Origin of the sequence: Bartonella sp. AD24XZML (assembly GCF_042196485.1) — a bacterium.
Lineage (GTDB): Bacteria > Pseudomonadota > Alphaproteobacteria > Rhizobiales > Rhizobiaceae > Bartonella.
This window is the reverse complement of the sequence record NZ_JBHIQH010000031.1, coordinates 1-19,867: the sequence shown is the minus strand read 5'-3', so window position 1 is coordinate 19,867 and position 19,867 is coordinate 1. Positions and strand designations below refer to the sequence as shown.

The following is a 19,867-nucleotide window of genomic DNA, read 5'->3' as shown; positions in this document are numbered from 1 at the left end:
AGGAATGCGAGTTTCCATGTTTTATCTCCTTGAATATGCTGGAGATACAATGCCTTTTTGCTAATTATGTTCCAAAAGGGATAAAGAGCAGCTAAAAAGGACAGAAAACATCGAAAAAAAGACGGTGATCATTACTTAAAATTCTTCTTATATGACTCCAGTCTAGAACTGATAATACCAGTTTATCGAGAATTTTAGTTGATGGGGGGGGTAAACGGTCTATGGGGGAATGGCTCTCTTGTCCCGTTCTGTACTGCAATGTTTAAAAGATTGAATGTCGTTGTGAAGTTTAATCTTTCCCCCTTAGCTTAAAAGTAAGCTCTCTTAATGCTTTTCTTTCAAGTAATGTTCTGGATACTGCCTGAGGAAAACTTTGTAAACGCTTTTCCATCATTGATTGTGTTTGAAGGTAAAAAGTAAAATTCTGGAGCCTTTATTTTATTATTCATTTTTTTGTAAAAACAGCACGTCTTCTAAAATTTTATTTTTTTATATTGTACTTATAATTAAAAGGATGCTTCAATTATTCAAAATAAATATCAAAAGTATTCAATTCAAAAAGCTATGAGAGATAAAAGAGAAGGAAGAAACATTAGTGTTCTAAGTTGTTTTTCCTTCTCTTATTGCTCTATATCAAAACAATGCTAGAAAAATTTTCTAAGTTCTTTGAGTAAAAACTCCCAAAACCAGAGAGGAAAGTTGAAAAGTTTTGAGACAATGTCCAAAAGTTTCGAGATTCTCTCCAAAGGTTGTTTTTAGTTTCGCCCGCAGTTTTTTTATACGATGTAAGAGCACTTTGATTTGAGAGATAAATATGGTTTGATGGAGCATCTTGTACTAAGAAACTGCATTTTGTAAAGGTCATGTGTTCCCCTTTTATGACTTAGGGATTATGAACTGTAATCGGTTCATAGGTGCTACAGGTTTTCACTTTTGCATTTGCAGTTGTTCATGTCTTCTGTTTCAAATGTATTTGTGTAAAGGTTACTTGTGCGTTTTTCGGGTTTACTGTCGATTAAAATACATTCATCCATTATGCTTTTTATGGGTGCATTTACTTTGTTTAGCATTTTATCAAACTTTTTTAGTCATTCTTTTATTAAAGTCCCGTAAATCTCTTTAATGTTTAAAAAATTACGAACACCAAGTTTACTGATGGCATTATAGGATCACCCTGAAAGACATGCGATTTTTCGATTGATTACTCGTCGCCTTCTTTGCTCTGTATTGCTTTTAAGTCTTTAAATTTCGGGCGGTGTAAGGTGATTTCTGTGTATGTCTTTCCTTCCACTTTAATAGGTACAAGTAATTGGTACGTGGCTAGTTCTGTTATATTCATTAATAGCTTCTCCTTGCTTTCTAAATTAGATGCAGAATGATTTATCAAATTTTTATTATATCATGTTTGTCAATAGCTTAGGCAATAAATTTTGTGCTGGCTATGTAGAATGAAAATCTAACAAAATGGACAAGATGAATTTAGATTTTAGAGCGAGATAGAAGCACAATTTGCTTTATGATATTAGTGGGCTATTAAGTTTATTTGCTCAATTATTTGTGTTGATAAAGACTTCTCCATGAGGCATTGTTATATGCTGTATTGTTACAATAATATTTGTGTGGGGAGTTTTGAGGAGAGGGAGTTTGTGGCTTCTTTTTTCTTTGAGCGTTGTAAACCAATTCTGATAAAAGATGTTGTCGGAAGAGTGATGTTGTTGTCATGGAGAGGGATAGAGTTTGGGAGCGTTTTTGTTGATGATATCAATGAAAAAAGCTAATGAAGATAGGGCAACATGAATACAACAAGATGCGCTATTTCGGATTGGGAAATATATCTCTGAAGGAGAGCTTTGATCTTTTAGCTTCTTTTGCGTATAGTTTTAAAATTGCGATTTGCTATGCTTTAAAATTAATTATAAAGTGAAGAACTAAGTGGTTATTTACGTGTTGAGTGTGTGCGTGCGGATCATACACTGGATTTATGTCTCAACAAGATGAATTATTCTCGAATAAAGTAAAAGAATAAAGAAAATTGATTATTTTATTCGCTGTGGATAAAGTTAAAATAGCTTTATATTTATAAATATAAATTATTATTTTTCTATAAATGTAAAATTTAAATATTTTTAAATTTAAGAAATGTGACTTTCCTGATGAAACATAAATATACATTACCATTCATTATACTTATCGTATGTTTATCGACGGGAGGTTTGATTTCTACCGATATTTTTTTACCGGCACTGGGCGATATGCGTCAATATTATCAAGTGACACAATCTCAAATTCAAAGTGCAGTGGCGGTTTTTTTGTTGGCATTGGCACTTGGACAGCTCATTTATGGGCCGCTGAGTGATAATTTTGGGCGTAAAAAAACACTTCTATTGGGCTTATTCTTGTGGTTATTCACGACACTTGGTGTGATTTATACGGTTCATATTCACGCTTTTCTTGTGTTACGTTTTTTGCAAGGTCTTGGTGCTTGTGCGGGACTTGTCTTAAGTCGTGCAATTATCAATGATTTGTTGGATAAAAAAGCGGCTGGAAAACTTTATTTGATTGTTTTTCCTTTTATTGGAATGTCACCAGCACTTGCTCCTTTCATTGGCGGATTTTTGATACAAGCCTTTCATTGGCAGGCGACTTTTGTCTTTTTAAGCTTTTTTATATTTTTGACCATTTTGCTATGCTGTTTTGTACTAAGCGAAACTCTACCCCCTCAAAAACGGCAGCATTTTTCTCCTGTAGAATTGATGAAGGCATATTTAGGCGTTTTCAGAAATAAACAATTTATTTTTTATGCACTTATTCCGTGTTTTTCTTACGCTGCCTATTTTGCTTATATTGTGGAGTCGCCTTTTTTACTCACGACTTTGGGGTTATCACCGATACACATTAGTTATAGCTATATTGGTGTCTCGTTTCCCTATATTTTGGGAAATCTTTTGGCGCGATGGTTTTTTGAACGCGAGTCTATGGAAAAGACTGTGGGCAGAGGGTACATTATTTTTGTGATAGGCGGTGTGCTGTTTGCTTTGCAAATGTATCTAAGCCCATGGCCCCTTGTGACAAGTTTTATGGCTATTGCTGTTCTTACTTTTGGCAATGGTTTTTTATTGCCGTTAGGAACAGCGTTGGCTATTTCATCGCATCCGAAAGCTGCGGGAGCGGCTTCTGGTGTTATGGGATCTTTGCAATTAGGGAGTGCGGCGCTAAGTGCGGCGGTTATCGGAAAAATATCTGGTCATAGCCCGCGGGCTATGGCAACTTTGTTAGCTGTGTGTTGTATGATTGGTTTTATCATTTATATTCAAAAAGCGCGTCATTTTATGACCTCAGAAATAAGCTGAGTGAAATGATAAAAAGAAAGCATTATGTAGAAATGTTTTTGATGTTTTACACAAATGGGGCACCTCTATATTAGATGAATTTTTTTATTATGTTGTTTGATTGAGTGGGTTTTAAATTTGTTACAAGCTTAGTTTGAGTTTAACAAATTGATTATGATGGGGGGAGTATGAGCCTAGAGTTTCAACATATTTTCATTATATTGGGTGGGAGAAGTTTTAGCTCTAATGCCTGTTTTAAAGCAAGAGGATGAATTGATCAATGAGATTTCCTGTTGTTATTCTTTCTCCTGTAATGCCAATTTGGGATAGGGGTGCTTTTTGTTCTCCATTGACAAAACTATGCTTGACAAAAGGGTTCCAAGTGACGCTGCTGGATACACTCACGCTTTTTCCTAAGAGTGCTCATTTTCTCAATCATTCTGTTGTAGAGACTTTATCTTTTATGACAGAAAAACTTAAAAGCTTTTTTAAAGAGCCTACGGTGCTGGTGGGATTTTCTATGGCTGGAATGTTGGTACAAATATTGGCAGCACGGCTTCCAAATGTTCAAGCTGTGCTTGCTGTAAATGCACCTGGCTATCCAGATAAGGTTTTGCAACGGCGCCTTGGAGATATTCTTGCTTACTTAGAAAATAATGATTTATCGGGGGCTTTGGAAATACTCAATGGTTTTATGCATCCTTCTGGCATTATGAAAAAAAGAGCCTTATTGGAGGTTCCTGATAAACAAAAAGGCATGGCAATTGAACGCATGACAAGAGGCTTTAAACTCTTATTGGCGATGGATGCTAGAGATGAAATAGTTAAGTATAAGGGGAAGTTTTTAGCTTTAGTGGGAGAAAAGTCGCAACTTGCAACGGTAGATAATCAGACGAAAAGTCATAATCTGAACCATAAATATAAGATTATCTCTGGTGCTGGTACGCGTTTGTGGGAGGATAATCCTTTTATGACGGATGCAGTCATTGATGAGTGGATGGAGGAATTATGAAAAAGAAAATTCTTGTATTACCTGGTGATGGGATAGGACCAGAGGTTTGTGATGCTGCGCTGATGGTCTTAGAGCAATTTCAATTGCCAATTGAGTTTACTTATGGTGATATTGGTTTTGAATGTTGGAAACAAGAAGGAAATCCTATTCCTCAAGCGACTTGGCAAAAAATTACTCAGAGTGATGCGATTTTACTTGGTGCTGTGGCCAATAAAGGAAAAGAAGCGGCTTTAAAAGAACTTGCTCCGCATTTAAAAGAGCAAAACCTTGCTTACGTTTCTCCCGTATTTCAACTTCGCCAAGAGTTAGGATTTTTTGCAAATATACGTCCTGTAAGATACATCTTTGGTCCCCAACGTCCTTTTCATTTTTGTGTTATCAGAGAAAATAGTGAAGGACTTTATGCTGGATTGGATTTTCGGGGTATTACTCCTGAAACAGCGGAATGGCTAAAACATCCAAATTTGACAAAAAATGGGCTTGAGGAAGCTGCGTGGACAGTTCGTTTGCAGACACGCTTTGGTTTAGAGCGGTTATTTGAATATGCTTTTTCGTATGCAAGGAAATATAGCTTTAGGCGAGTTACTTTTGCTGATAAGCCCAATGTTATGCGAGAAAGTGGTCAGTTTGCTCAGGAAATTTTTGAGAAAATTGCGCAAAGCTATCCGGAAATTGAAGCAGATATTCATAATGTTGATGCGGTTGCTTTATGGATTGCAACCAAGCCAGAGCAGTTTGGCGTGATTGTTGCTGAAAATATGTTTGGCAATATTCTCTCTGATCTTGGCTCTGGGATAATGGGGGGAGGAGAGCTTGCATCTCATGTGAATGTGGGGAGCGAGATTGCTTGTTTTGAACCTGTTCATGGAAGCGTACCACGTATTGCTGGACAAAATAAAGCCAATCCTTCTGCGATACTTTATACCACGGCTTTGCTCTTAGAGCATTTAGGATTTCAGGAGGAAGCAAAACAATTGTCTCACAGTGTTGATCAGGTTATTCGTGCTGAAAAAACTGTTACTTATGATCTTGGAGGTATAGCCTCTACCCGTCAAATGACTGAAACTGTTCTCAATTCTCTTGAGAATTCTGTTTCTGTTCATCGTGCTGTCATTATTACCATTGGTGATGAACTCCTTTCAGGACAATATTTGAATACGAACTTACAAGATTTAAGCCAAAGCTTGAACAAGAGAAATATTCAAGTCACACGTCATTTTGTTTGTGCTGATCAATTACAGCAAATCAGTGAAACTGTTGTTTCTTGTCTTGGACAAGAAGATCTTATCATTATCAGTGGGGGATTGGGACCAACATCAGATGATAAAACACGTGATGCCGTTTCTTATGCTGTAAAGCGGCCTTTGGTGCATCATGAAGATGTTTGGCAAACAATAAAAGGTCAATTACAACGATTAGGGATTACGGCGGATAAGAGTAATGCACGTCAAGCATTGTTTCCTGAGACAGCAACCGTGCTTGATAATCCTACAGGCACAGCACCAGGGTTTTATCTCTCTTGCGATGGAAGTACGCTTGTTGTTTTGCCTGGTCCACCATCACAGGCTCTTGCGCTTTTAGAGAATTATTTAGAACACAACGAGAAGAGATATTCTTCTGTATCGCGTGCGGGGTATGCATGGACTTTGATTGGAATTGATGAAAGTACCATTGCGCAGTGGGTTGATGATCATCTTGAAAATGAACCCTTTGAGCGGCATTTTTTATGGAAAAGCCCCTATGTTTTGGTGCAACTGGTTGCTCAATCAGAAGCACCCTTGGAACAACATTTCGTGGAAGAATTTGAAAATCATTTTTACCCCCATTTGGTTGGGGCAGAAGTTACTACTGCTTGTAAACAATTAGCGATGCATGCAGCGGTTCATTGGTCTGCCAATGATCCGCGGCTTTTAAAATATTTTCAACCCATAGAAAAAGGTGCAAAAGATATTCCAAAGCTTGAGGTTGAAGTGAGCCTAGAGCCTTCTTTGGAGACATTAGAAAATCAAGCAGAAAGCCTTGGACATGCTACCATGACTATACGGATGAAAGGTTATGGTGATGATCGTATAACTTTTCCCTATACGCGACCACTTTTAGGTGTCGTCTTACAAGAATATGCAGCTTGGGCTGTCTTAAAAAGATATTTGAAAACGAAGAAGAAAAAATGAAACTCTATGGGGATGTAACAATATTGCTTAAATTATTGAACGTTCTATTATAAGAAGTACTTTGATCCTTTTCTTCAGTGGTTTTTGTCTATAGGGTAATTTTTCTTTTGATGTGTAAATGAATGACTTTGATTGATTCAAGATTAAGAAAAACTTTACGATATTAGGCTTGCTATATTCAATATTTATAATTATTAATTATGATTATAAATCAATATGTTATCTTCCATAGAGCTGATGACAAGGAATCCAGAGACTTCGTGTGTCTCAAGCGTTGTAGATAATTGAGATTCTTTGTAAATCAAAAAGCGATGGTGTGAAAAGACAAGAAGTCGTGTCATTTACAGGAAAGCTTTGCAAATTTTATTGAACAATATGTCCGTGAAGAGTTTTATTGTGAACATGTCCCGTTCCGTTATCTGATAATAAATTGCTGTAAAGAGCTCATAAAATTTTTCCTTTAAGCTTTTGTGTGATTGCATGATCGTTGGGTATTCGCTTCTGAGGGGCGATATTTTTCAATTTGATAACAGGACGAACTATTTTTTCTGTAAGACGTGAAGATTTAAGGAGTGATCATTTTACGCTTTTGTTTTCTTTTGATTGGTAATTTGTAGGAATTTTTTTGGGGAAAATATTTAATGTGGTTAAAAACATTTTATGCGTGTGTGGGAGAAAAATAAAAATGTGGTCTTAATTGTTGATAAGAGTGTCAATGTTTTTGATGAACAAATTTTAGTCGTAATTCTTAGTACCTAGATGGGAGGTTTATTGCATTTTTTAATAGTTCGTATTCTATCTGTTGTGATGCGCAGTGGTTTTTTAAGCAAAAAAGAAAGGGCTTTTATGTATCAGATTGATTACAACAGTTATCGTTCTGTCAAGAGTTTTAGTCGTCGCGTTCATTTTCTCGTTATGCATTATACGGCTATTGATTTTAAAGCCTCGATTATGGCGCTTACAGGAGAAAAGGTTAGTGCACACTATCTTGTTCCTGATCCTTCAGAGCAGACATATCGTGAGGCAGGCTTTAAGGATATGCGTATTTTTAATCTGGTTGATGAAAATGAGCGCGCATGGCATGCGGGTGTGAGTTCATGGGCTGGGCATAGTCAGCTCAATGATGTATCTATCGGGATTGAAATCGTTAATTTAGCGACTGGTTATTCTGAGTCTTCAGAAGAGGCAGTTGATTTTACGACTTATCATGATGAGAGGGGTATGTTTCCTCCTTATAATCCAATACAAATTGATGCTGTTAAGGAACTTGCCTTGAATATTCTTCAACGGTATCCCGATATTATGCCAACAGATGTTGTGGGACATAGTGATATTGCCATTGGAAGAAAAAGTGATCCAGGAGCAGCTTTTCCATGGAAAGAACTTTATAGCGCAGGTATAGGAGCATGGTATGATGATGAACTAAAAAGTCATTATCAAGAGCAATTCTCTAAGAATTTGCCACCCAAAGAAGATGTTTTGGCGAAGCTAAAATGTTATGGATATGACATTTCTGCTGCGTGCACCCAAACAGGATACAAAGATTTGATTCGAGCATTTCAACTTCATTTTCGTCAAGAAAATTATGATGGGATTCTAGATGTTGAAACAGCAGCAATTCTTTATGCATTGGTTGATAAGTATTTTCCGTGAATTCAATGCGTTTTAATTGAAAATATGGCTTATGATTACGTGTAAGCCTTTTTATTATCAGGAAAGGTTGCTTTTTGCCAATTGGCTTTATGTAAAAAGGGCATTAATCGTGTAAAAAAAACCATGTACGGTATAAGGCGTTTTATGGAAACATAACTCTGAAAGCTCTATGATTTGCAGAGATTAAATTTTACTGTTTTTTTGTCTTATATTTCGCTTCCTTTAAAAACGCATAAAGCCAAGGTGTTGCGTATATGATGACATGTTCCTTACGCAGGATAAAACGCTTCAAATAAAATGGACTTGTATTGTATATTTCCATGCTTGTTTTAAAGAAATGTTTTTTAGTGTGTATCACAACATATATTTTACAGCGACGTTCATAGAGAATATAATCTAAAATCCTCTATGAAGTGTATCCTCATTTTTATTCTTAATAAAAGTGCCTAGCATTATCGTACACTTCTTTGTCAGATCTCAATGTTACTACAGCCCTTGGAACTTAAAACGATACATAAAAGGGTTTTCTGTACTCGTTTTTATTCACACGGCTCTCTCCGCTTGTCGTGTACAAGTGAAAGGTTTTGGTTGATTGAAACATGCAAAATTATAAATCAAAGTTATGCAGATTCAAGAAAATAGGGGCATTTACAGATTGCTACTGATAGGGGGCTATTCTTAAGAAGGGGAAGAGGTCAATTCATTTTTTTGAAGATATATCTATTTTCTCTTTTATTGCTTTAGGGGATGTTTGCATCGTTTTGACAACATGTTTCTTGATGATTAAGTTTTTTAATGAAGCAGTGTTATAAAGCATTGTGTTTTAGAGTGTTGATAGAAGACACATTCAGACATATCAAAAACACAATGATGTCTTGTTTTTTCAATATTTTATCTGTTCAGTATAGAATTGACCAGAGATGATCATGACCTAAATTGCAAAGGTTAGGTATAAATTACCAAGAAAAATCAATTTAGGCATAAAGCAATGGGGGTTATTCATGCTTTAAAGGGCAAGGAAGAGATTGTGTTTGAAGTGATGTGTAAAAGCCCGTGTGAGGTGCTCTTATCAAGCATATCAGGTTAATCTTAAGAGTAGTTTTATGAAACTAAGTCGGTTTTTTCCGAGAGACAAGACAATACGTATCAGGAAAAGATATTCATGATATTTGATTTCAAAAATAAAAACTGGCAAACTATGTTGCCAGTTTTTAAAAGCTGTAGCTTAAATAGTATTAGAATGAACGCTGTAAACGGATCATACCTTGAAAAGCACTTTTCTTATTGAATAAATGTTTTTCATCATTATTTTTATCCGTCACAACGCGATCATCGTTCCAAGAAACATAGGTTAATTCAGGTGTAATCACAAATCCTGGAACCAGCGTGTATGTAATATTTACAGAAGTTGCAAAGGTTTTTACAGCACTATAAGAAACTTGAGCATTCAAATTTGCTTTTGGAGTAAGCTTGTAAGTGGCACCCGCCCAAGCAGCCCATTTACCACCCCAGTTTGCATAAATCGTTGTGCTTTGTCGTGATAATTCATTTTTTGTATTTACTGTGTAGTAATCAAGACCATTTTTATAGCCAGCCATTACCCATAGATTGAAACGATCGTTAACATTGAAATCTGCACGTACTTTTCCAGCCCACTTTTTGTAGTAAGTATCATATGCTGCAACCGCTGAAAAACCACCCCATTTTTGCATAAACTTTATACCCAAAACCACATTCGGGGTGTAATTTTTAATGGCTTTACTTGGAAGAGTATCATTCGTGATAGAAACAAGCTTATCATCTTTATCAATGTAGTATCCTGCTGTTCCTGGAAGAGCATCTGCATTATTGCCTAATTCAGCGCCGATAATAGCAGAAAAGCCGGAGTCACCATTAAAGGTGTAGGAAATAAAATTAGTGCGTGTTGTGCCGGCAGGTGCTATGCTGTCATCATTGAGAACATTTCCATAACCACCAGTCCAACTGTTGAAAATTGTATCATCAAGACCTACGCGAAAACCACCCAATTCAATGTAAGCTGCTGCAAGCCTTGCACCAGCTTTATCATTACCATCACCCCAGCTTGAATAAATTCTTGCATATGAACGGAGTGTTCCCATTTCTGTTTCAGAAGCTGCTTGAAAAACAAGGGTGAGCCGTGATGATGCGCCATAGGTTTTTCTTTTGTCTCTTAGTTCAGTTTCGGTTGTTGCATCGATATTATCACCTCCTATAAAATCAGTACGAACATTTCCTGATAAACGCATGCAGGTTTCTGTTCCAGGGATATAAAAATATCCTTTTCCATAGGCATCACAAACGCGAATATATTCTACAGGTTCGGGTTCGGCGATAACTGTTGAAGCAGCATGTGCTCCAGAAATTGCTAAAAAAGCTGCTGTAGAGCTTAAAAAGAGGGATTTAATATTCATATGGGATCTCCGAGGTCCGGTTAAATTTTTTCTAAAGAGTACCATTTGCCTAACGCATTAAGGACAAAGACATAAGTAAAATACGCAGCACTTGTTATTTTAGCTATAACTAATCTTTTTAGAGTTTCAAATATGAAATTACCTTTTTGTAATATATACATGTACTATTCGAGATGCTGTGGTAAAAAAGACACAATTTTTGTTTTATTAACTTTTGCTCCCTATGGGATCAATAGGAGAAAAATTTTCAGATATTTGGGAAAAAAATCGAAAATGTCTTGAACTTTCTGTTGATACCATTTATGCCTCTCTGTTGGAGAGGTGGCCGAGTGGTCGAAGGCGCTCCCCTGCTAAGGGAGTAGGGCTCAAAAGGCTCTCGAGAGTTCGAATCTCTTCCTCTCCGCCATCCAATTTTCTCCTATGTATAACGTATTGATTCTTTGTAATCTTTTTAAAGGTTCGGGAGCGTTAACAAAAGTTCGGGAATAGGATTTTCCAACATACCGTTACAAAACTCATCTTTTTCCTCCAACATTCTCTAATAATTTTTTGAATTCTTTGAGAACCACTATTTTAAATGGGCGAAGATATTGTCTATCGCATCCATGAGACGAGCAAAATTAAGAAACCATTTTCTAAAGAATTTCGCGCGTCTCAGAGTATGTTTAGAGTCGGATATTTGGTTTTTGTGTAAAAATACTTACAAACGCATCCATAATACGTGAAAAATCAAGCGCTAATAAGAGTATAATGAGTACAATCCATTTCGTATAACGAGACATCACTTTTACACTTTTGTAGGTCATGATGATTTCTTGAAGGATTTCTTTTTCTGCTTCTGTAAGCTCTGTATCGTCTTGTGTTTTTTTTCTAGCCATGTTTCCACCCACACAAGCGTTCACCTAGATTATTGTGCTTTAAGATCTCTCTTGCTAAGTTTGAACTGATGGCGTTCAGATCTTGCCGGCTTAAATAAATTGGCAACCAGCCAACACAAGAAGAAGCATATTTATTTGTCGCGCAACCAGTCAGAGAGAGCAGCACGTACATCAGCATCACTTTTTTGATTAACTTCACTTTCCACCTCCAGACGTGTTGTGGCTGCTTTTAAAGCTTTTTCTGTTTGCTTTTGTTGCTCTGCTTTTTTCCCAAGATTAAAAGCTCTTGCTAATGCAATAAAAAAAGCGGCTAGAGTCGCGCCTATTAACAGTAGATTTCTTTTCATCCATAAGATCATAAACGGTGTTCCTGAAAACGTTTAGCAACAAAGAAAATGCCAGCACATGCAGCTAAAACCATGATAGTGGCGAGCGCCCATTGCACTGGACCATTTCCTGCTAATAAGCCTCCAAGCCCAGAAAAAGAACCAATAATCGGTGCAAGAGCTTCGGCTTTGAAAACCCCCGTTGGTGCTTGCTTTTCTACTGTTTGATAATTGGAGGAAACAAAAGCCCCTTTCGCCCATAAGCCTGTTTCTGCCGCACGCCGGTGTGCGAGACCTTGCAAGCGTTTACCACCGGCTTTGGTCCATTTCTGTAGCTCGGCAGGGACAGCTTCATATTCACCTTGATTGAGCTTTTTTAACAGTGTCGAGTTACAAAAGGCTCCTGTTCCTACATTATAGCAAAAGGACACTAACGCCGCGAATTGTTCATCCGTTAATGAAACTGTAACAGCGCGTTCAACAGCATTTTCAAATTGTCTTAAGTCTTGGCAAAGAAGTTCTTCTGCTTGCTTTTCAGTGATTGTCATGCCTTCGTAAATAAAAGGTTTTCCAGCACTGTTTGTATGTCCATAACCGATTGTCCACATCCCAATGGCATCTTTATAGGCGTTCAAACGCAAACCTTCCCATTGTTTGATAAGTGCAAGTCCTTCTGATGATATTTTTCGCATATGCTTCTCCATAAAAAAAGCTCCGCAAAAAGCAGAGCTGGATTAAAAAATTGATATTTTTCCTATTTGAAAGGATGGCTTGTTAAAACCTATGTAGCTTGTTCATTGGAACAAAAGAATGTATTTGACATTATCTATTATGTAGCATATAAACTACAAATGTTTATTGTTAAAAAAACACACTATTTTACAGAGTGGTTAGACTCGTTAAAAGACAAACAAGTGCAAAAGAAAATTGCTGCACGTATTTTCCGCCTTGAATATGGGCTTCTAGGAGACGTGAAATATTTCCGTGGCATTGGTGAACTAAAAATAAATTATGGACCAGGCTATAGGATTTATTTTGTAAAACAAGGGAAACAAATCATTTTGTTATTAAATGCTGGTGATAAATCCACACAACAAAAAGATATCGAAAAAGCCCTTCAATTAGTAAAGGAAATGAAACATGGAAATTACTAAATTTGATGTAAGTGAATATTTTAATACACCTGAAGACTTTAAGATCTTATTAGATGATGCTTTAGAAACCAAAAATAGTGGCTATATTGCACATGTATTAGGTATTATTGCGCGTAAACAAGGAATGACAACTGTTTCTCAAGAGACAGGACTAAATCGCGAGTCTCTTTATCGTTCTTTAAGCGATAAAGGTGATCCACGCCTTTCTACTTTTCTTAGTGTGTTAAGTGCATTAGATTTACAAATGAGTTTAACGCCTATCCAAAAGAATAGTAAAGAGCAAACAGCTTTAGAAGAAGCCTCTTAATCCCCTCCCCATTTTTGAGAACGGGGAGGAGAGTTCTGTTTTTGAACTTAAGCAACCTTTTTAATGGGGCTCTCTAAATCTGGTTCGTAAGTTCGCAACAAAGAATCCATGCTATGTGGCAGTTCTGAAGCTCCAAAATCTGTCAAAATTGCCAAGATTTTTGTAATATTGGGCACGTCATCTTGAAGTTTTAAAATCAAAACCTTTTCTATTGCATTCATAGTTTGAACCAGAGCACTACAATCTTTGTCGCTCACATTTTCATCATTAGAAAATTGGGATAATGCTATCCACAAATCACATAAGAAGTTGGTATCTATCTTCATTGTACACCCCCATGGATTTGTTCTCTTAAACATGCTAATCCTCTCGATGTGATTTTCGTTGAAGGCAGTACTTTCTCTGTACCATCCGGTCTTTGAATGGTGATAGCAGGGCAATCCATAAAGCCTTTCTTGATTTTATCCTGATAAGGTAACAGAGGCGCTCCTGGAGCACGTCGATAGACCCAATCATGTTTACGCAAGTAATCGGTTAAATCCTTTGGTCGTACCTCCAACATCTTTGCTGCTTCGATAAGACCAAACAGACCATCAGAGCGTTTTAGACCCTCAAGTGCCTCTGCTTTTGGTGCTAATTCGGCAATGACATGATCTTTCTGCTCAATTTGACTTTGTAAGTGATTCAAAACACCAAGTAATGCTTCAGGTTTGGAGTAGTCAACTTGTGGTGTTGCTACTTGTTTCAAAAGCCGTTCACATTTGATAAAGTATAAACGAGCTTCTCTACCTTTCTTATTATTCTCAAGCATAGAAAGCTCTTTTGCTACACTTAAAGTTAGATGATAATCTTTACGATTGTGACCACCCCTGCCTTTGCTTCCCAAAATAGGGAAGCAAACAAAGTCTTGATTTTTTACCAAATTATATTTGTTGATACGTTCAGTAATCCAGTCCGCAAATTTTTTACCTACTTCTAAAAAACTATGCAATTCACGTGCATTTACTGTTTGAACAATTTCCTGTCCAACAGTTTGTTCCGATATCGGAATAAGAGTGTTCATAATGAACTCCTGTGTAATTAGACGTTTTTGATTGACACTCAATAAAAGAGTGCCGGGTGCTCAAAAACACGGTACACAGTCCGTCGTTATGCTTTTCCCAAAAGGGTATTGTATAGCATAACCACACCCGACAATGTCATTATACGCATGTAGCATATAACAAGTCAAAGTCTTTAATGCGCGGAAAAGAGATTGGTTCGGCAACCCACCCGCTGTGTATTTAAGGTGTTTTTGAGGCACCTGATTCGATTATTCATATTGTTGCCACATTGTCAAGTTGCTTCTGATAATTTTTTGATATTTTTGCTAATTGATGCCTTCCTCGTCCATATGGATAACGCCTTCGCCTTCGTCGCATGCGTTTGGTGGGGCGTTTGGATCAAGGGTATCATCCTTGTCTGGTGTGGTGTTTGCAACGTTTCCAGCCGCATCTTCTTGCGCTTTATCAAAAAGTTCGCACTCTATTTTTGTGGTGTAACCACCCGTTTTATCAAGTTTGTGCTTAACGCTCTTGATGCGCCATTCTGCTGGAATATAGGGGCGGAAAGGGGGCTCCTGAACAAGCTTTGCTTCTGCTTGCACAAACGGATCACCACCGATATCACATGAGAAAGAAGACTTACCGCGTGATGATTTATTGCGATAAGCAGCAATGGCCGCAACAGCCTCTGATTGATTATGGTAGGTGTATTTGAGTTCATGAAACGGTGGGTTACCAACTTTGACTTCTTTTTTTTCACCACTGCGGATATCATGATAGGTTGCAAGAACACCGCCTTTTTTCTCTTTGTCTTCCTCTTCTTTCTCAGGTGTTGTTTCTGCTTTTTGCGATTCAGATGATGATGGTGCTGCTTGATCACTGTCATCCATATGGATAAAGTTTTCATCATCATCAATCTCTTCTGGTTCTCGTGCATCAGCAGCGGCTTTTTGGTCGTCTCCTACATCCGTTTCTAAGCCATTTGCTGCACCTGCTTCATCCCGTGCGCTGTATTTAAAATCCCAAGAGGTGCAATGTTTTTCATGGATAACAACTATGGGGAGTGTTTCACCGGTGATGGCTTTGCCTTCACCCCGTTTGGCGAGCACCAGTTTGCCATCAACGGGCTTTGCTACCGCATCATATTCTTCTGCAAGGCGTGCGGCAAAAGCCATATCACTTTCAGCTGTTTGATCAATATGACGCACAACGATTTTTGCAAGAGAAGGATCAACCTTTGGTGTATAGCCATTACGCTCTGCTATCTCTTGAACAATACTGCCAAGGGTTTGCTGGTGATAGGATTGGCTTTTTGGGGTTCTGTAAGACGTGTTCATGGAGGCGGCGCGCCCTGTCACACTTAAGCTTTGTGGTGGGCTGCTTACAGAGATTTCATCTATCAGATAGGCTCCCATATCGCGGTTTTTTCCGCCTTCATAGCCAAGTGTTATGGAAATAACTGTCCCGATAAGAGGAATATCAAGAAAGCCGTTATCACTGTCACGGGCGCGGTCATCAAGCTCTATGGTGATACGATCACTTTTGTTTTCTGCTTCATCGGTAATTTCAATTGATAAAACATAATCCATAAGCGTTTTGGTGATGTCTTCTCCATTTGCCAGAACCGTGCAAAAAGGTTTCATGATTTGCTACCCCAAATTCTGATCACTGGTGTGGCTTTCGGATAGGGGAGGGTTGGTAAGAGTATCGTGATGCCTGCTTTTAAAATGGGTCCATAGTCTGCAAGTCCAAAATTCGCTGCATAGACCCGTTCAACAGCAAGTGCTTGTTGACCTTTGGCATAGTATTTCCAGCAAATGGCATCTACCATATCGCCATCTTTGGTCATATAAAGGTCACTCATAGATCTTCACCATATTCTCTCAACTTTATTGTAAATTCTTGTTTTTTGGGGGTGCCGTTATGATGAAAAATGCTTTGTTTTTCCTCTACAGAAAGAATGACAAACTTACCTAAGATTTTGCCTTGACCGGTCACAAGAATGTGAGGTCCCATATGCGCTATTTGTCGTAAATATTCGAGCTGTCTGTGACCACCTTTGAAATCTGGATAAATCACACCCGCTAAAGAAAACTCCGCATTTGCAACAGCTGGCAATTGAAGAGCCGCCTTTCTCCCCAATCGCCCTTGCTCCACCCATGGAACACCATAAGACATATCGAGGGTTTGATAAGCTGCTGTTTCAATCGAAAAAATAAAACCACCTAAAGCTAACATCATGGTATTTAATCCGAAAGGCTAGAGGCTATAGCCAAGCGTTGCTGTTTTGCATAGCGTTCAAGTGCTTGATTGACAGCGTCTCTGATTTCGTCTTTGAGACCATTTGGTACTGAAATATTGAGATTTGTAATGGTTACACGGGCGTCTACTTCAACGGGTTTGTGAACCGTAATAGGCTTTGGAGCTTTAAAGGCACCCGCTTTATTTGTTGCCTGCATTTGTCCTGTTTCAACGACACTTGTATTAAAACCACTCTTGCGTTTTTCAGCTGGGGTATTTGTAACCACTGCTGTATCCAGCATTTTTTTTGCCCGTGCATTGGTTTCTTCAGTAAAGGTTTTTAAAGTTTGGGTTGAAGTCTTATTGATTGAAACATTAAAGCCTAACTTTTCTTTCACCCAATTAGGCATCCAGCTGGTTAATTTATTCATCATATTGCTAAAACCGTTATACAGATCATCCCATTGGCTTTTGATACCCTCCCACAAGCTACCAATGAGATTGGTTCCTGCTTCCATGAGATTGATCCCAAACAGCCACTCAATCAATGCATTGATTTTTTTTGAAATCCAAGAGAGCGGTGAAAAGTTTTTAAAGAGTGTCAAGAGGTTATTGAAAACGTTACTACATAAGCTCGCAAAAGAATTCCACAAGTTGCTTATGAAGCTTACTACCGTATCCCAATTTTTGTAGAGCAGATATCCAACTCCAACAAGGGCTGCTATGCCGCCAGCGATCCAGCCGATAGGAGTGGTCATGATTGCGATACCAAGCGATATAAAAGCAGAACTAACGGCAGTTATTGCCGAAATCAGTGTCCCTACAAGAGTTAAAGCAAGACTGGCAACTGCAGAAGCAGCTGAGGCTAATGCTGAAAGCAGTGATCTTCCCAGAGTAGCAGAAAATCTAATAAAAGCTTTATCTGCTGCGATTATTTTTGAGAGCAGGGATTTTCCAAGATTTGCAGCCAGACCGGTAATTTTAGAACCAACGGAAGTGAAGGCTGAAAGCACTGGTCCTGAAAGAGCGAAAGCAAGCCTGATAAAAACTGCGCTTACTATGGCTAGTGATGTAAGCAGCCAGCCATTGATTTTGTCCCAATTTTTGTAGAGCAGATATCCAGCTCCAACAAGTGCTGCAATACCACCAAGTATCCACCCGATAGGTGTCGTCATTATAGTATAACCAAGCGTGACAAATGCGGCTCCTACGGCTGCTAATGCGGCAATGAGTGGACCAAAAATGAACGAACCAAGTGCCACAAGTCCTACCTTAAAGAGGGTTATTTCACCAATCAGAGGTTCTAGCCATTGGAACCAGCCTTTAATCCTCTCTGTGAGATCACTGATACCTTTTCTCAAATCAGAGGTAGGATTAAGCAAATCATTAAAGACTTTTTTTACGCTTTTAGCCCATCCAGCAACGGTTGTTTGAATGAGGTCGCGGTTTTCATCAATCAACTTTGAAAAACCGTCAATCATGTCATTGATGACGGGCATGAAACGCGCGCCAATAAAGCTCGCGATACCGCCTATTTTTTTCTTAAAAGCACCAAGCTTGTCACTTAAGTCCGCTGCATAGCGTGCGACATCAGCACCTATCAGCCATTTTCCTTTCCTAGCCTTTGCAAATAGCTCTTTTATGGGCGCCATGCCTTGTGCAAGCATGGTAGCCATTTCTTTACCATCACCACCAAACAACAGAGCAGCAATATGCTGTCTTTGTGCTTGATTCTTCATCTTACTCATCTTGTCGGTAATTTCTTCCAACAAGACAGAAGTGGATTTGAGTTTTCCAGAAGTGTTTTTGACAGAAATGCCAAGTGCTTCAAAGCCCATCACGCCTCTTTTTTGTCCGGCATATGCTTGTGCCGAACGCCTATTTAAAACCGCTAAGGATTGTTGAAAGAGTTCGGCGGAAGTGCCTGAATTATCGGCTGCATCACCCCATAATTGAAGTGATGCAACACTCATATTTAAATGGCGTGATGCGTGATAAAGACTATCGCCCAGATGCATGGTTTTCATGGTAACGGCGGTCACACTTGCCACAAGACCACCACCGGCAAGCCCTAAAGCACCAGTAAAGACTGAAGCACGGCTTGCCGCCACTCCAAGAGCACTTTGAACACCTTTCAAACTTGACGTCATGTTTTTGACAGCAGCAGAAAAGCGCGGAATACTCAATCTCAGTGAGAGTGTTTTTGACAATGTATCGAATTTTTTTTGAAGATGTTTGAGAGGTGCGGTGAGTTTGTCTTCAAGAGATAATCTCACCTTTGCATCAGCAACTTTTTCACTCATTTTGTCTTATACCTTTCTGCTGCTTGATTTCGCCAAAAGACCAATTCTTCCAGTTCCATTTCCATCATGTCTGAAAGTGGCCAATGAAAAACAATGGCAATATCGGCTATGAGTTTCGCGGCAGTTTCGCAGTCTTGGAAGCCCGCCGACTTGAAAAAAAATCTATAATCTCACGAATATCTTCCATGTCATAAGGATCAATTTCCTCAACGGCATCTATAGGCCAGCCAGAAAGGCGTGAAGTAATGAATTCTAACTGATCAGCATCGTCTTCCTTAAAGGTCGCTTTTAAGTCTTTATATTTCGGGCGCCGTAAGGTGATTTCGGTATGTTCTTTTCCTTCAAAGGTAATCGGTACAAGTAATTTATGTGTAATGCTTGTTTGTACTGTCATTTTTATAATCCTAAGTTTTCTCTATGATCTGCGAGTTGATTGACGCCATTGAATCTCCTCACCATGTTGAGGGCGTCTATCTCAACAATTTCAACGTCCTTCTGGACATATTTAAAATACTGCAATGTAAATGTAGCCGTGGATGTAGCTTTGCTCCCCGGTTGCCATTCTGCCATTTCAAAGCCTTTGCATAGTCCTCTCATGGTAATGACAACACCTTCTGCAGGTGTGCCTTGCGCTTGCATTGAACTGCGTAATGAAATGTTGACATCAGTGCGCCCCAACAGTGCCATCAACTCTGGAGAGCAATCAGAAATGGTCATGGTGAGAATGAGGGTTTCAAGACCAAGGTCAACTTCAATGGAGCTATCCATGCCTCCGCCACGATAGTTTTCAACGACCAAATTCAAATTCGGTAATGTTACGCTTTCACATTTTGCTTGATAGGGAATACCGTCGACAAAAATGTTAAAATATTTCAAAACTCTTGGTAAAACGGGGATAGCCATTAAAAGATCTCCTCTAAATAATCATTCACAATGTGTGAACGGAACGTGATATGTTCTGCGGGTGTTGTGGGGGTGAATTCGACATTGAAATAGACTCTACCGCTCTCAATGGCGC

General features: G+C 38.5%; 21 protein-coding genes and 1 tRNA gene. 8 read left to right on the top strand and 14 right to left on the bottom strand.

What is annotated here, in order from left to right; genetic code table 11:
* Nucleotides 1-1,201: 1,201 nt before the first annotated feature.
* Nucleotides 1,202-1,339, bottom strand: a complete 138-nt coding sequence (locus ACFIMX_RS02815; RefSeq protein WP_375640521.1) for a phage tail assembly protein — start codon at nt 1,337-1,339, stop codon at nt 1,202-1,204.
* A 307-nt stretch (nt 1,340-1,646) separates the two neighbouring features.
* Between ACFIMX_RS02815 and ACFIMX_RS02810 the strand changes: the two genes are divergently transcribed.
* From ACFIMX_RS02810 to ACFIMX_RS02790, 5 genes are all read left to right on the top strand, one after another.
* Nucleotides 1,647-1,778, top strand: coding sequence for a hypothetical protein (locus ACFIMX_RS02810; protein ID WP_375667495.1), 132 nt, complete (start codon nt 1,647-1,649; stop codon nt 1,776-1,778).
* A gap of 375 nt (nt 1,779-2,153) precedes the next feature.
* Entirely contained in the window at nt 2,154-3,350 is a 1,197-nt protein-coding gene (locus tag ACFIMX_RS02805; protein WP_375694000.1) for a multidrug effflux MFS transporter, read from the top strand.
* 259 nt (nt 3,351-3,609) lie between these two features.
* Nucleotides 3,610-4,341 carry an alpha/beta fold hydrolase gene (locus ACFIMX_RS02800; RefSeq protein WP_375693999.1) on the top strand — a complete coding sequence of 244 codons (732 nt, stop codon included), beginning with the start codon at nt 3,610-3,612 and terminating at the stop codon, nt 4,339-4,341.
* Complete coding sequence (locus ACFIMX_RS02795; RefSeq protein ID WP_375693998.1) at nt 4,338-6,512, top strand: isocitrate/isopropylmalate family dehydrogenase; 2,175 nt, start codon at nt 4,338-4,340, stop codon at nt 6,510-6,512. Before ACFIMX_RS02800 ends, ACFIMX_RS02795 begins: the two co-directional genes overlap by 4 nt.
* Nucleotides 6,513-7,358: 846 nt before the next feature.
* Complete coding sequence (locus ACFIMX_RS02790; RefSeq protein WP_375694001.1) at nt 7,359-8,165, top strand: N-acetylmuramoyl-L-alanine amidase; 807 nt, start codon at nt 7,359-7,361, stop codon at nt 8,163-8,165.
* A 1,235-nt stretch (nt 8,166-9,400) separates the two neighbouring features.
* On the opposite strand, the gene ACFIMX_RS02785 is transcribed toward ACFIMX_RS02790, so the two are convergent.
* A complete protein-coding gene (locus tag ACFIMX_RS02785) occupies nt 9,401-10,597 on the bottom strand; it encodes a porin (protein WP_375640516.1) in 1,197 nt (398 codons plus the stop codon).
* 315 nt (nt 10,598-10,912) lie between these two features.
* Between ACFIMX_RS02785 and ACFIMX_RS02780 the strand changes: the two genes are divergently transcribed.
* Nucleotides 10,913-11,003: transfer RNA gene (locus tag ACFIMX_RS02780), tRNA-Ser, on the top strand.
* A gap of 259 nt (nt 11,004-11,262) precedes the next feature.
* Here the strand turns inward: ACFIMX_RS02780 and ACFIMX_RS02775 are convergent.
* From ACFIMX_RS02775 to ACFIMX_RS02765, 3 genes are all read right to left on the bottom strand, one after another.
* Nucleotides 11,263-11,475: a hypothetical protein gene (locus ACFIMX_RS02775; protein ID WP_375620805.1), complete on the bottom strand. Its 213-nt coding sequence runs from the start codon at nt 11,473-11,475 to the stop codon at nt 11,263-11,265.
* Between the two features lie 131 nt (nt 11,476-11,606).
* Nucleotides 11,607-11,834, bottom strand: a complete 228-nt coding sequence (locus ACFIMX_RS02770) for a hypothetical protein (protein WP_375693997.1) — start codon at nt 11,832-11,834, stop codon at nt 11,607-11,609.
* Complete coding sequence (locus ACFIMX_RS02765; protein WP_375679635.1) at nt 11,831-12,493, bottom strand: lysozyme; 663 nt, start codon at nt 12,491-12,493, stop codon at nt 11,831-11,833. The genes ACFIMX_RS02770 and ACFIMX_RS02765 overlap by 4 nt, the downstream gene beginning before the upstream one ends.
* 159 nt (nt 12,494-12,652) lie before the next feature.
* Between ACFIMX_RS02765 and ACFIMX_RS02760 the strand changes: the two genes are divergently transcribed.
* Together ACFIMX_RS02760 and ACFIMX_RS02755 are read left to right on the top strand one after the other, a co-directional pair.
* On the top strand, nt 12,653-12,955 hold the full coding sequence (locus ACFIMX_RS02760; RefSeq protein WP_006589072.1) for a type II toxin-antitoxin system RelE/ParE family toxin: 303 nt from the start codon (nt 12,653-12,655) through the stop codon (nt 12,953-12,955).
* Nucleotides 12,942-13,262, top strand: a complete 321-nt coding sequence (locus tag ACFIMX_RS02755; RefSeq protein ID WP_012231054.1) for an addiction module antidote protein — start codon at nt 12,942-12,944, stop codon at nt 13,260-13,262. The genes ACFIMX_RS02760 and ACFIMX_RS02755 overlap by 14 nt, the downstream gene beginning before the upstream one ends.
* Before the next feature lie 47 nt (nt 13,263-13,309).
* Here ACFIMX_RS02755 and ACFIMX_RS02750 read toward each other — a convergent pair whose 3' ends face one another.
* The 9 genes from ACFIMX_RS02750 to ACFIMX_RS02710 all read right to left on the bottom strand — a co-directional run bounded on the left by ACFIMX_RS02750 (nt 13,310) and on the right by ACFIMX_RS02710 (nt 19,752).
* Nucleotides 13,310-13,588, bottom strand: coding sequence for a hypothetical protein (locus ACFIMX_RS02750; protein ID WP_375693996.1), 279 nt, complete (start codon nt 13,586-13,588; stop codon nt 13,310-13,312).
* Nucleotides 13,585-14,325: an antA/AntB antirepressor family protein gene (locus ACFIMX_RS02745; RefSeq protein ID WP_375693995.1), complete on the bottom strand. Its 741-nt coding sequence runs from the start codon at nt 14,323-14,325 to the stop codon at nt 13,585-13,587. The genes ACFIMX_RS02750 and ACFIMX_RS02745 overlap by 4 nt, the downstream gene beginning before the upstream one ends.
* Before the next feature lie 306 nt (nt 14,326-14,631).
* Complete coding sequence (locus ACFIMX_RS02740; RefSeq protein ID WP_375693994.1) at nt 14,632-15,948, bottom strand: phage late control D family protein; 1,317 nt, start codon at nt 15,946-15,948, stop codon at nt 14,632-14,634.
* Nucleotides 15,945-16,169, bottom strand: coding sequence for a tail protein X (locus ACFIMX_RS02735; protein ID WP_273724325.1), 225 nt, complete (start codon nt 16,167-16,169; stop codon nt 15,945-15,947). Before ACFIMX_RS02735 ends, ACFIMX_RS02740 begins: the two co-directional genes overlap by 4 nt.
* Nucleotides 16,166-16,546, bottom strand: coding sequence for a phage tail protein (locus ACFIMX_RS02730; RefSeq protein WP_273724327.1), 381 nt, complete (start codon nt 16,544-16,546; stop codon nt 16,166-16,168). Before ACFIMX_RS02730 ends, ACFIMX_RS02735 begins: the two co-directional genes overlap by 4 nt.
* A 5-nt stretch (nt 16,547-16,551) precedes the next feature.
* Nucleotides 16,552-18,849, bottom strand: a complete 2,298-nt coding sequence (locus ACFIMX_RS02725; RefSeq protein WP_375693993.1) for a phage tail protein — start codon at nt 18,847-18,849, stop codon at nt 16,552-16,554.
* Nucleotides 18,846-18,908: a GpE family phage tail protein gene (locus ACFIMX_RS02720; RefSeq protein ID WP_244395846.1), complete on the bottom strand. Its 63-nt coding sequence runs from the start codon at nt 18,906-18,908 to the stop codon at nt 18,846-18,848. Before ACFIMX_RS02720 ends, ACFIMX_RS02725 begins: the two co-directional genes overlap by 4 nt.
* Before the next feature lie 47 nt (nt 18,909-18,955).
* Nucleotides 18,956-19,243 (bottom strand): phage tail assembly protein, encoded by a 288-nt coding sequence (locus ACFIMX_RS02715; protein ID WP_375626896.1) that lies wholly within the window; start codon nt 19,241-19,243, stop codon nt 18,956-18,958.
* Nucleotides 19,244-19,245: 2 nt separating this feature from the next.
* Entirely contained in the window at nt 19,246-19,752 is a 507-nt protein-coding gene (locus tag ACFIMX_RS02710) for a phage major tail tube protein (protein ID WP_375640736.1), read from the bottom strand.
* Between the last annotated feature and the right edge of the window lie 115 nt (nt 19,753-19,867).

Excerpts from the sequence above, each read along its gene's own strand:
- ACFIMX_RS02815 (WP_375640521.1), bottom strand. The coding sequence starts at position 1,339 with ATGAATATAACAGAACTAGCCACGTACCAATTACTTGTACCTATTAAA.
- ACFIMX_RS02805 (WP_375694000.1), top strand. The coding sequence starts at position 2,154 with ATGAAACATAAATATACATTACCATTCATTATACTTATCGTATGTTTA.
- ACFIMX_RS02800 (WP_375693999.1), top strand. The coding sequence starts at position 3,610 with ATGAGATTTCCTGTTGTTATTCTTTCTCCTGTAATGCCAATTTGGGAT.
- ACFIMX_RS02795 (WP_375693998.1), top strand. The coding sequence starts at position 4,338 with ATGAAAAAGAAAATTCTTGTATTACCTGGTGATGGGATAGGACCAGAG.
- ACFIMX_RS02790 (WP_375694001.1), top strand. The coding sequence starts at position 7,359 with ATGTATCAGATTGATTACAACAGTTATCGTTCTGTCAAGAGTTTTAGT.
- ACFIMX_RS02785 (WP_375640516.1), bottom strand. The coding sequence starts at position 10,597 with ATGAATATTAAATCCCTCTTTTTAAGCTCTACAGCAGCTTTTTTAGCA.
- ACFIMX_RS02775 (WP_375620805.1), bottom strand. The coding sequence starts at position 11,475 with ATGGCTAGAAAAAAAACACAAGACGATACAGAGCTTACAGAAGCAGAA.
- ACFIMX_RS02770 (WP_375693997.1), bottom strand. The coding sequence starts at position 11,834 with ATGATCTTATGGATGAAAAGAAATCTACTGTTAATAGGCGCGACTCTA.
- ACFIMX_RS02765 (WP_375679635.1), bottom strand. The coding sequence starts at position 12,493 with ATGCGAAAAATATCATCAGAAGGACTTGCACTTATCAAACAATGGGAA.
- ACFIMX_RS02760 (WP_006589072.1), top strand. The coding sequence starts at position 12,653 with ATGTTTATTGTTAAAAAAACACACTATTTTACAGAGTGGTTAGACTCG.
- ACFIMX_RS02755 (WP_012231054.1), top strand. The coding sequence starts at position 12,942 with ATGGAAATTACTAAATTTGATGTAAGTGAATATTTTAATACACCTGAA.
- ACFIMX_RS02750 (WP_375693996.1), bottom strand. The coding sequence starts at position 13,588 with ATGAAGATAGATACCAACTTCTTATGTGATTTGTGGATAGCATTATCC.
- ACFIMX_RS02745 (WP_375693995.1), bottom strand. The coding sequence starts at position 14,325 with ATGAACACTCTTATTCCGATATCGGAACAAACTGTTGGACAGGAAATT.
- ACFIMX_RS02740 (WP_375693994.1), bottom strand. The coding sequence starts at position 15,948 with ATGAAACCTTTTTGCACGGTTCTGGCAAATGGAGAAGACATCACCAAA.
- ACFIMX_RS02735 (WP_273724325.1), bottom strand. The coding sequence starts at position 16,169 with ATGAGTGACCTTTATATGACCAAAGATGGCGATATGGTAGATGCCATT.
- ACFIMX_RS02730 (WP_273724327.1), bottom strand. The coding sequence starts at position 16,546 with ATGATGTTAGCTTTAGGTGGTTTTATTTTTTCGATTGAAACAGCAGCT.
- ACFIMX_RS02725 (WP_375693993.1), bottom strand. The coding sequence starts at position 18,849 with ATGAGTGAAAAAGTTGCTGATGCAAAGGTGAGATTATCTCTTGAAGAC.
- ACFIMX_RS02715 (WP_375626896.1), bottom strand. The coding sequence starts at position 19,243 with ATGACAGTACAAACAAGCATTACACATAAATTACTTGTACCGATTACC.
- ACFIMX_RS02710 (WP_375640736.1), bottom strand. The coding sequence starts at position 19,752 with ATGGCTATCCCCGTTTTACCAAGAGTTTTGAAATATTTTAACATTTTT.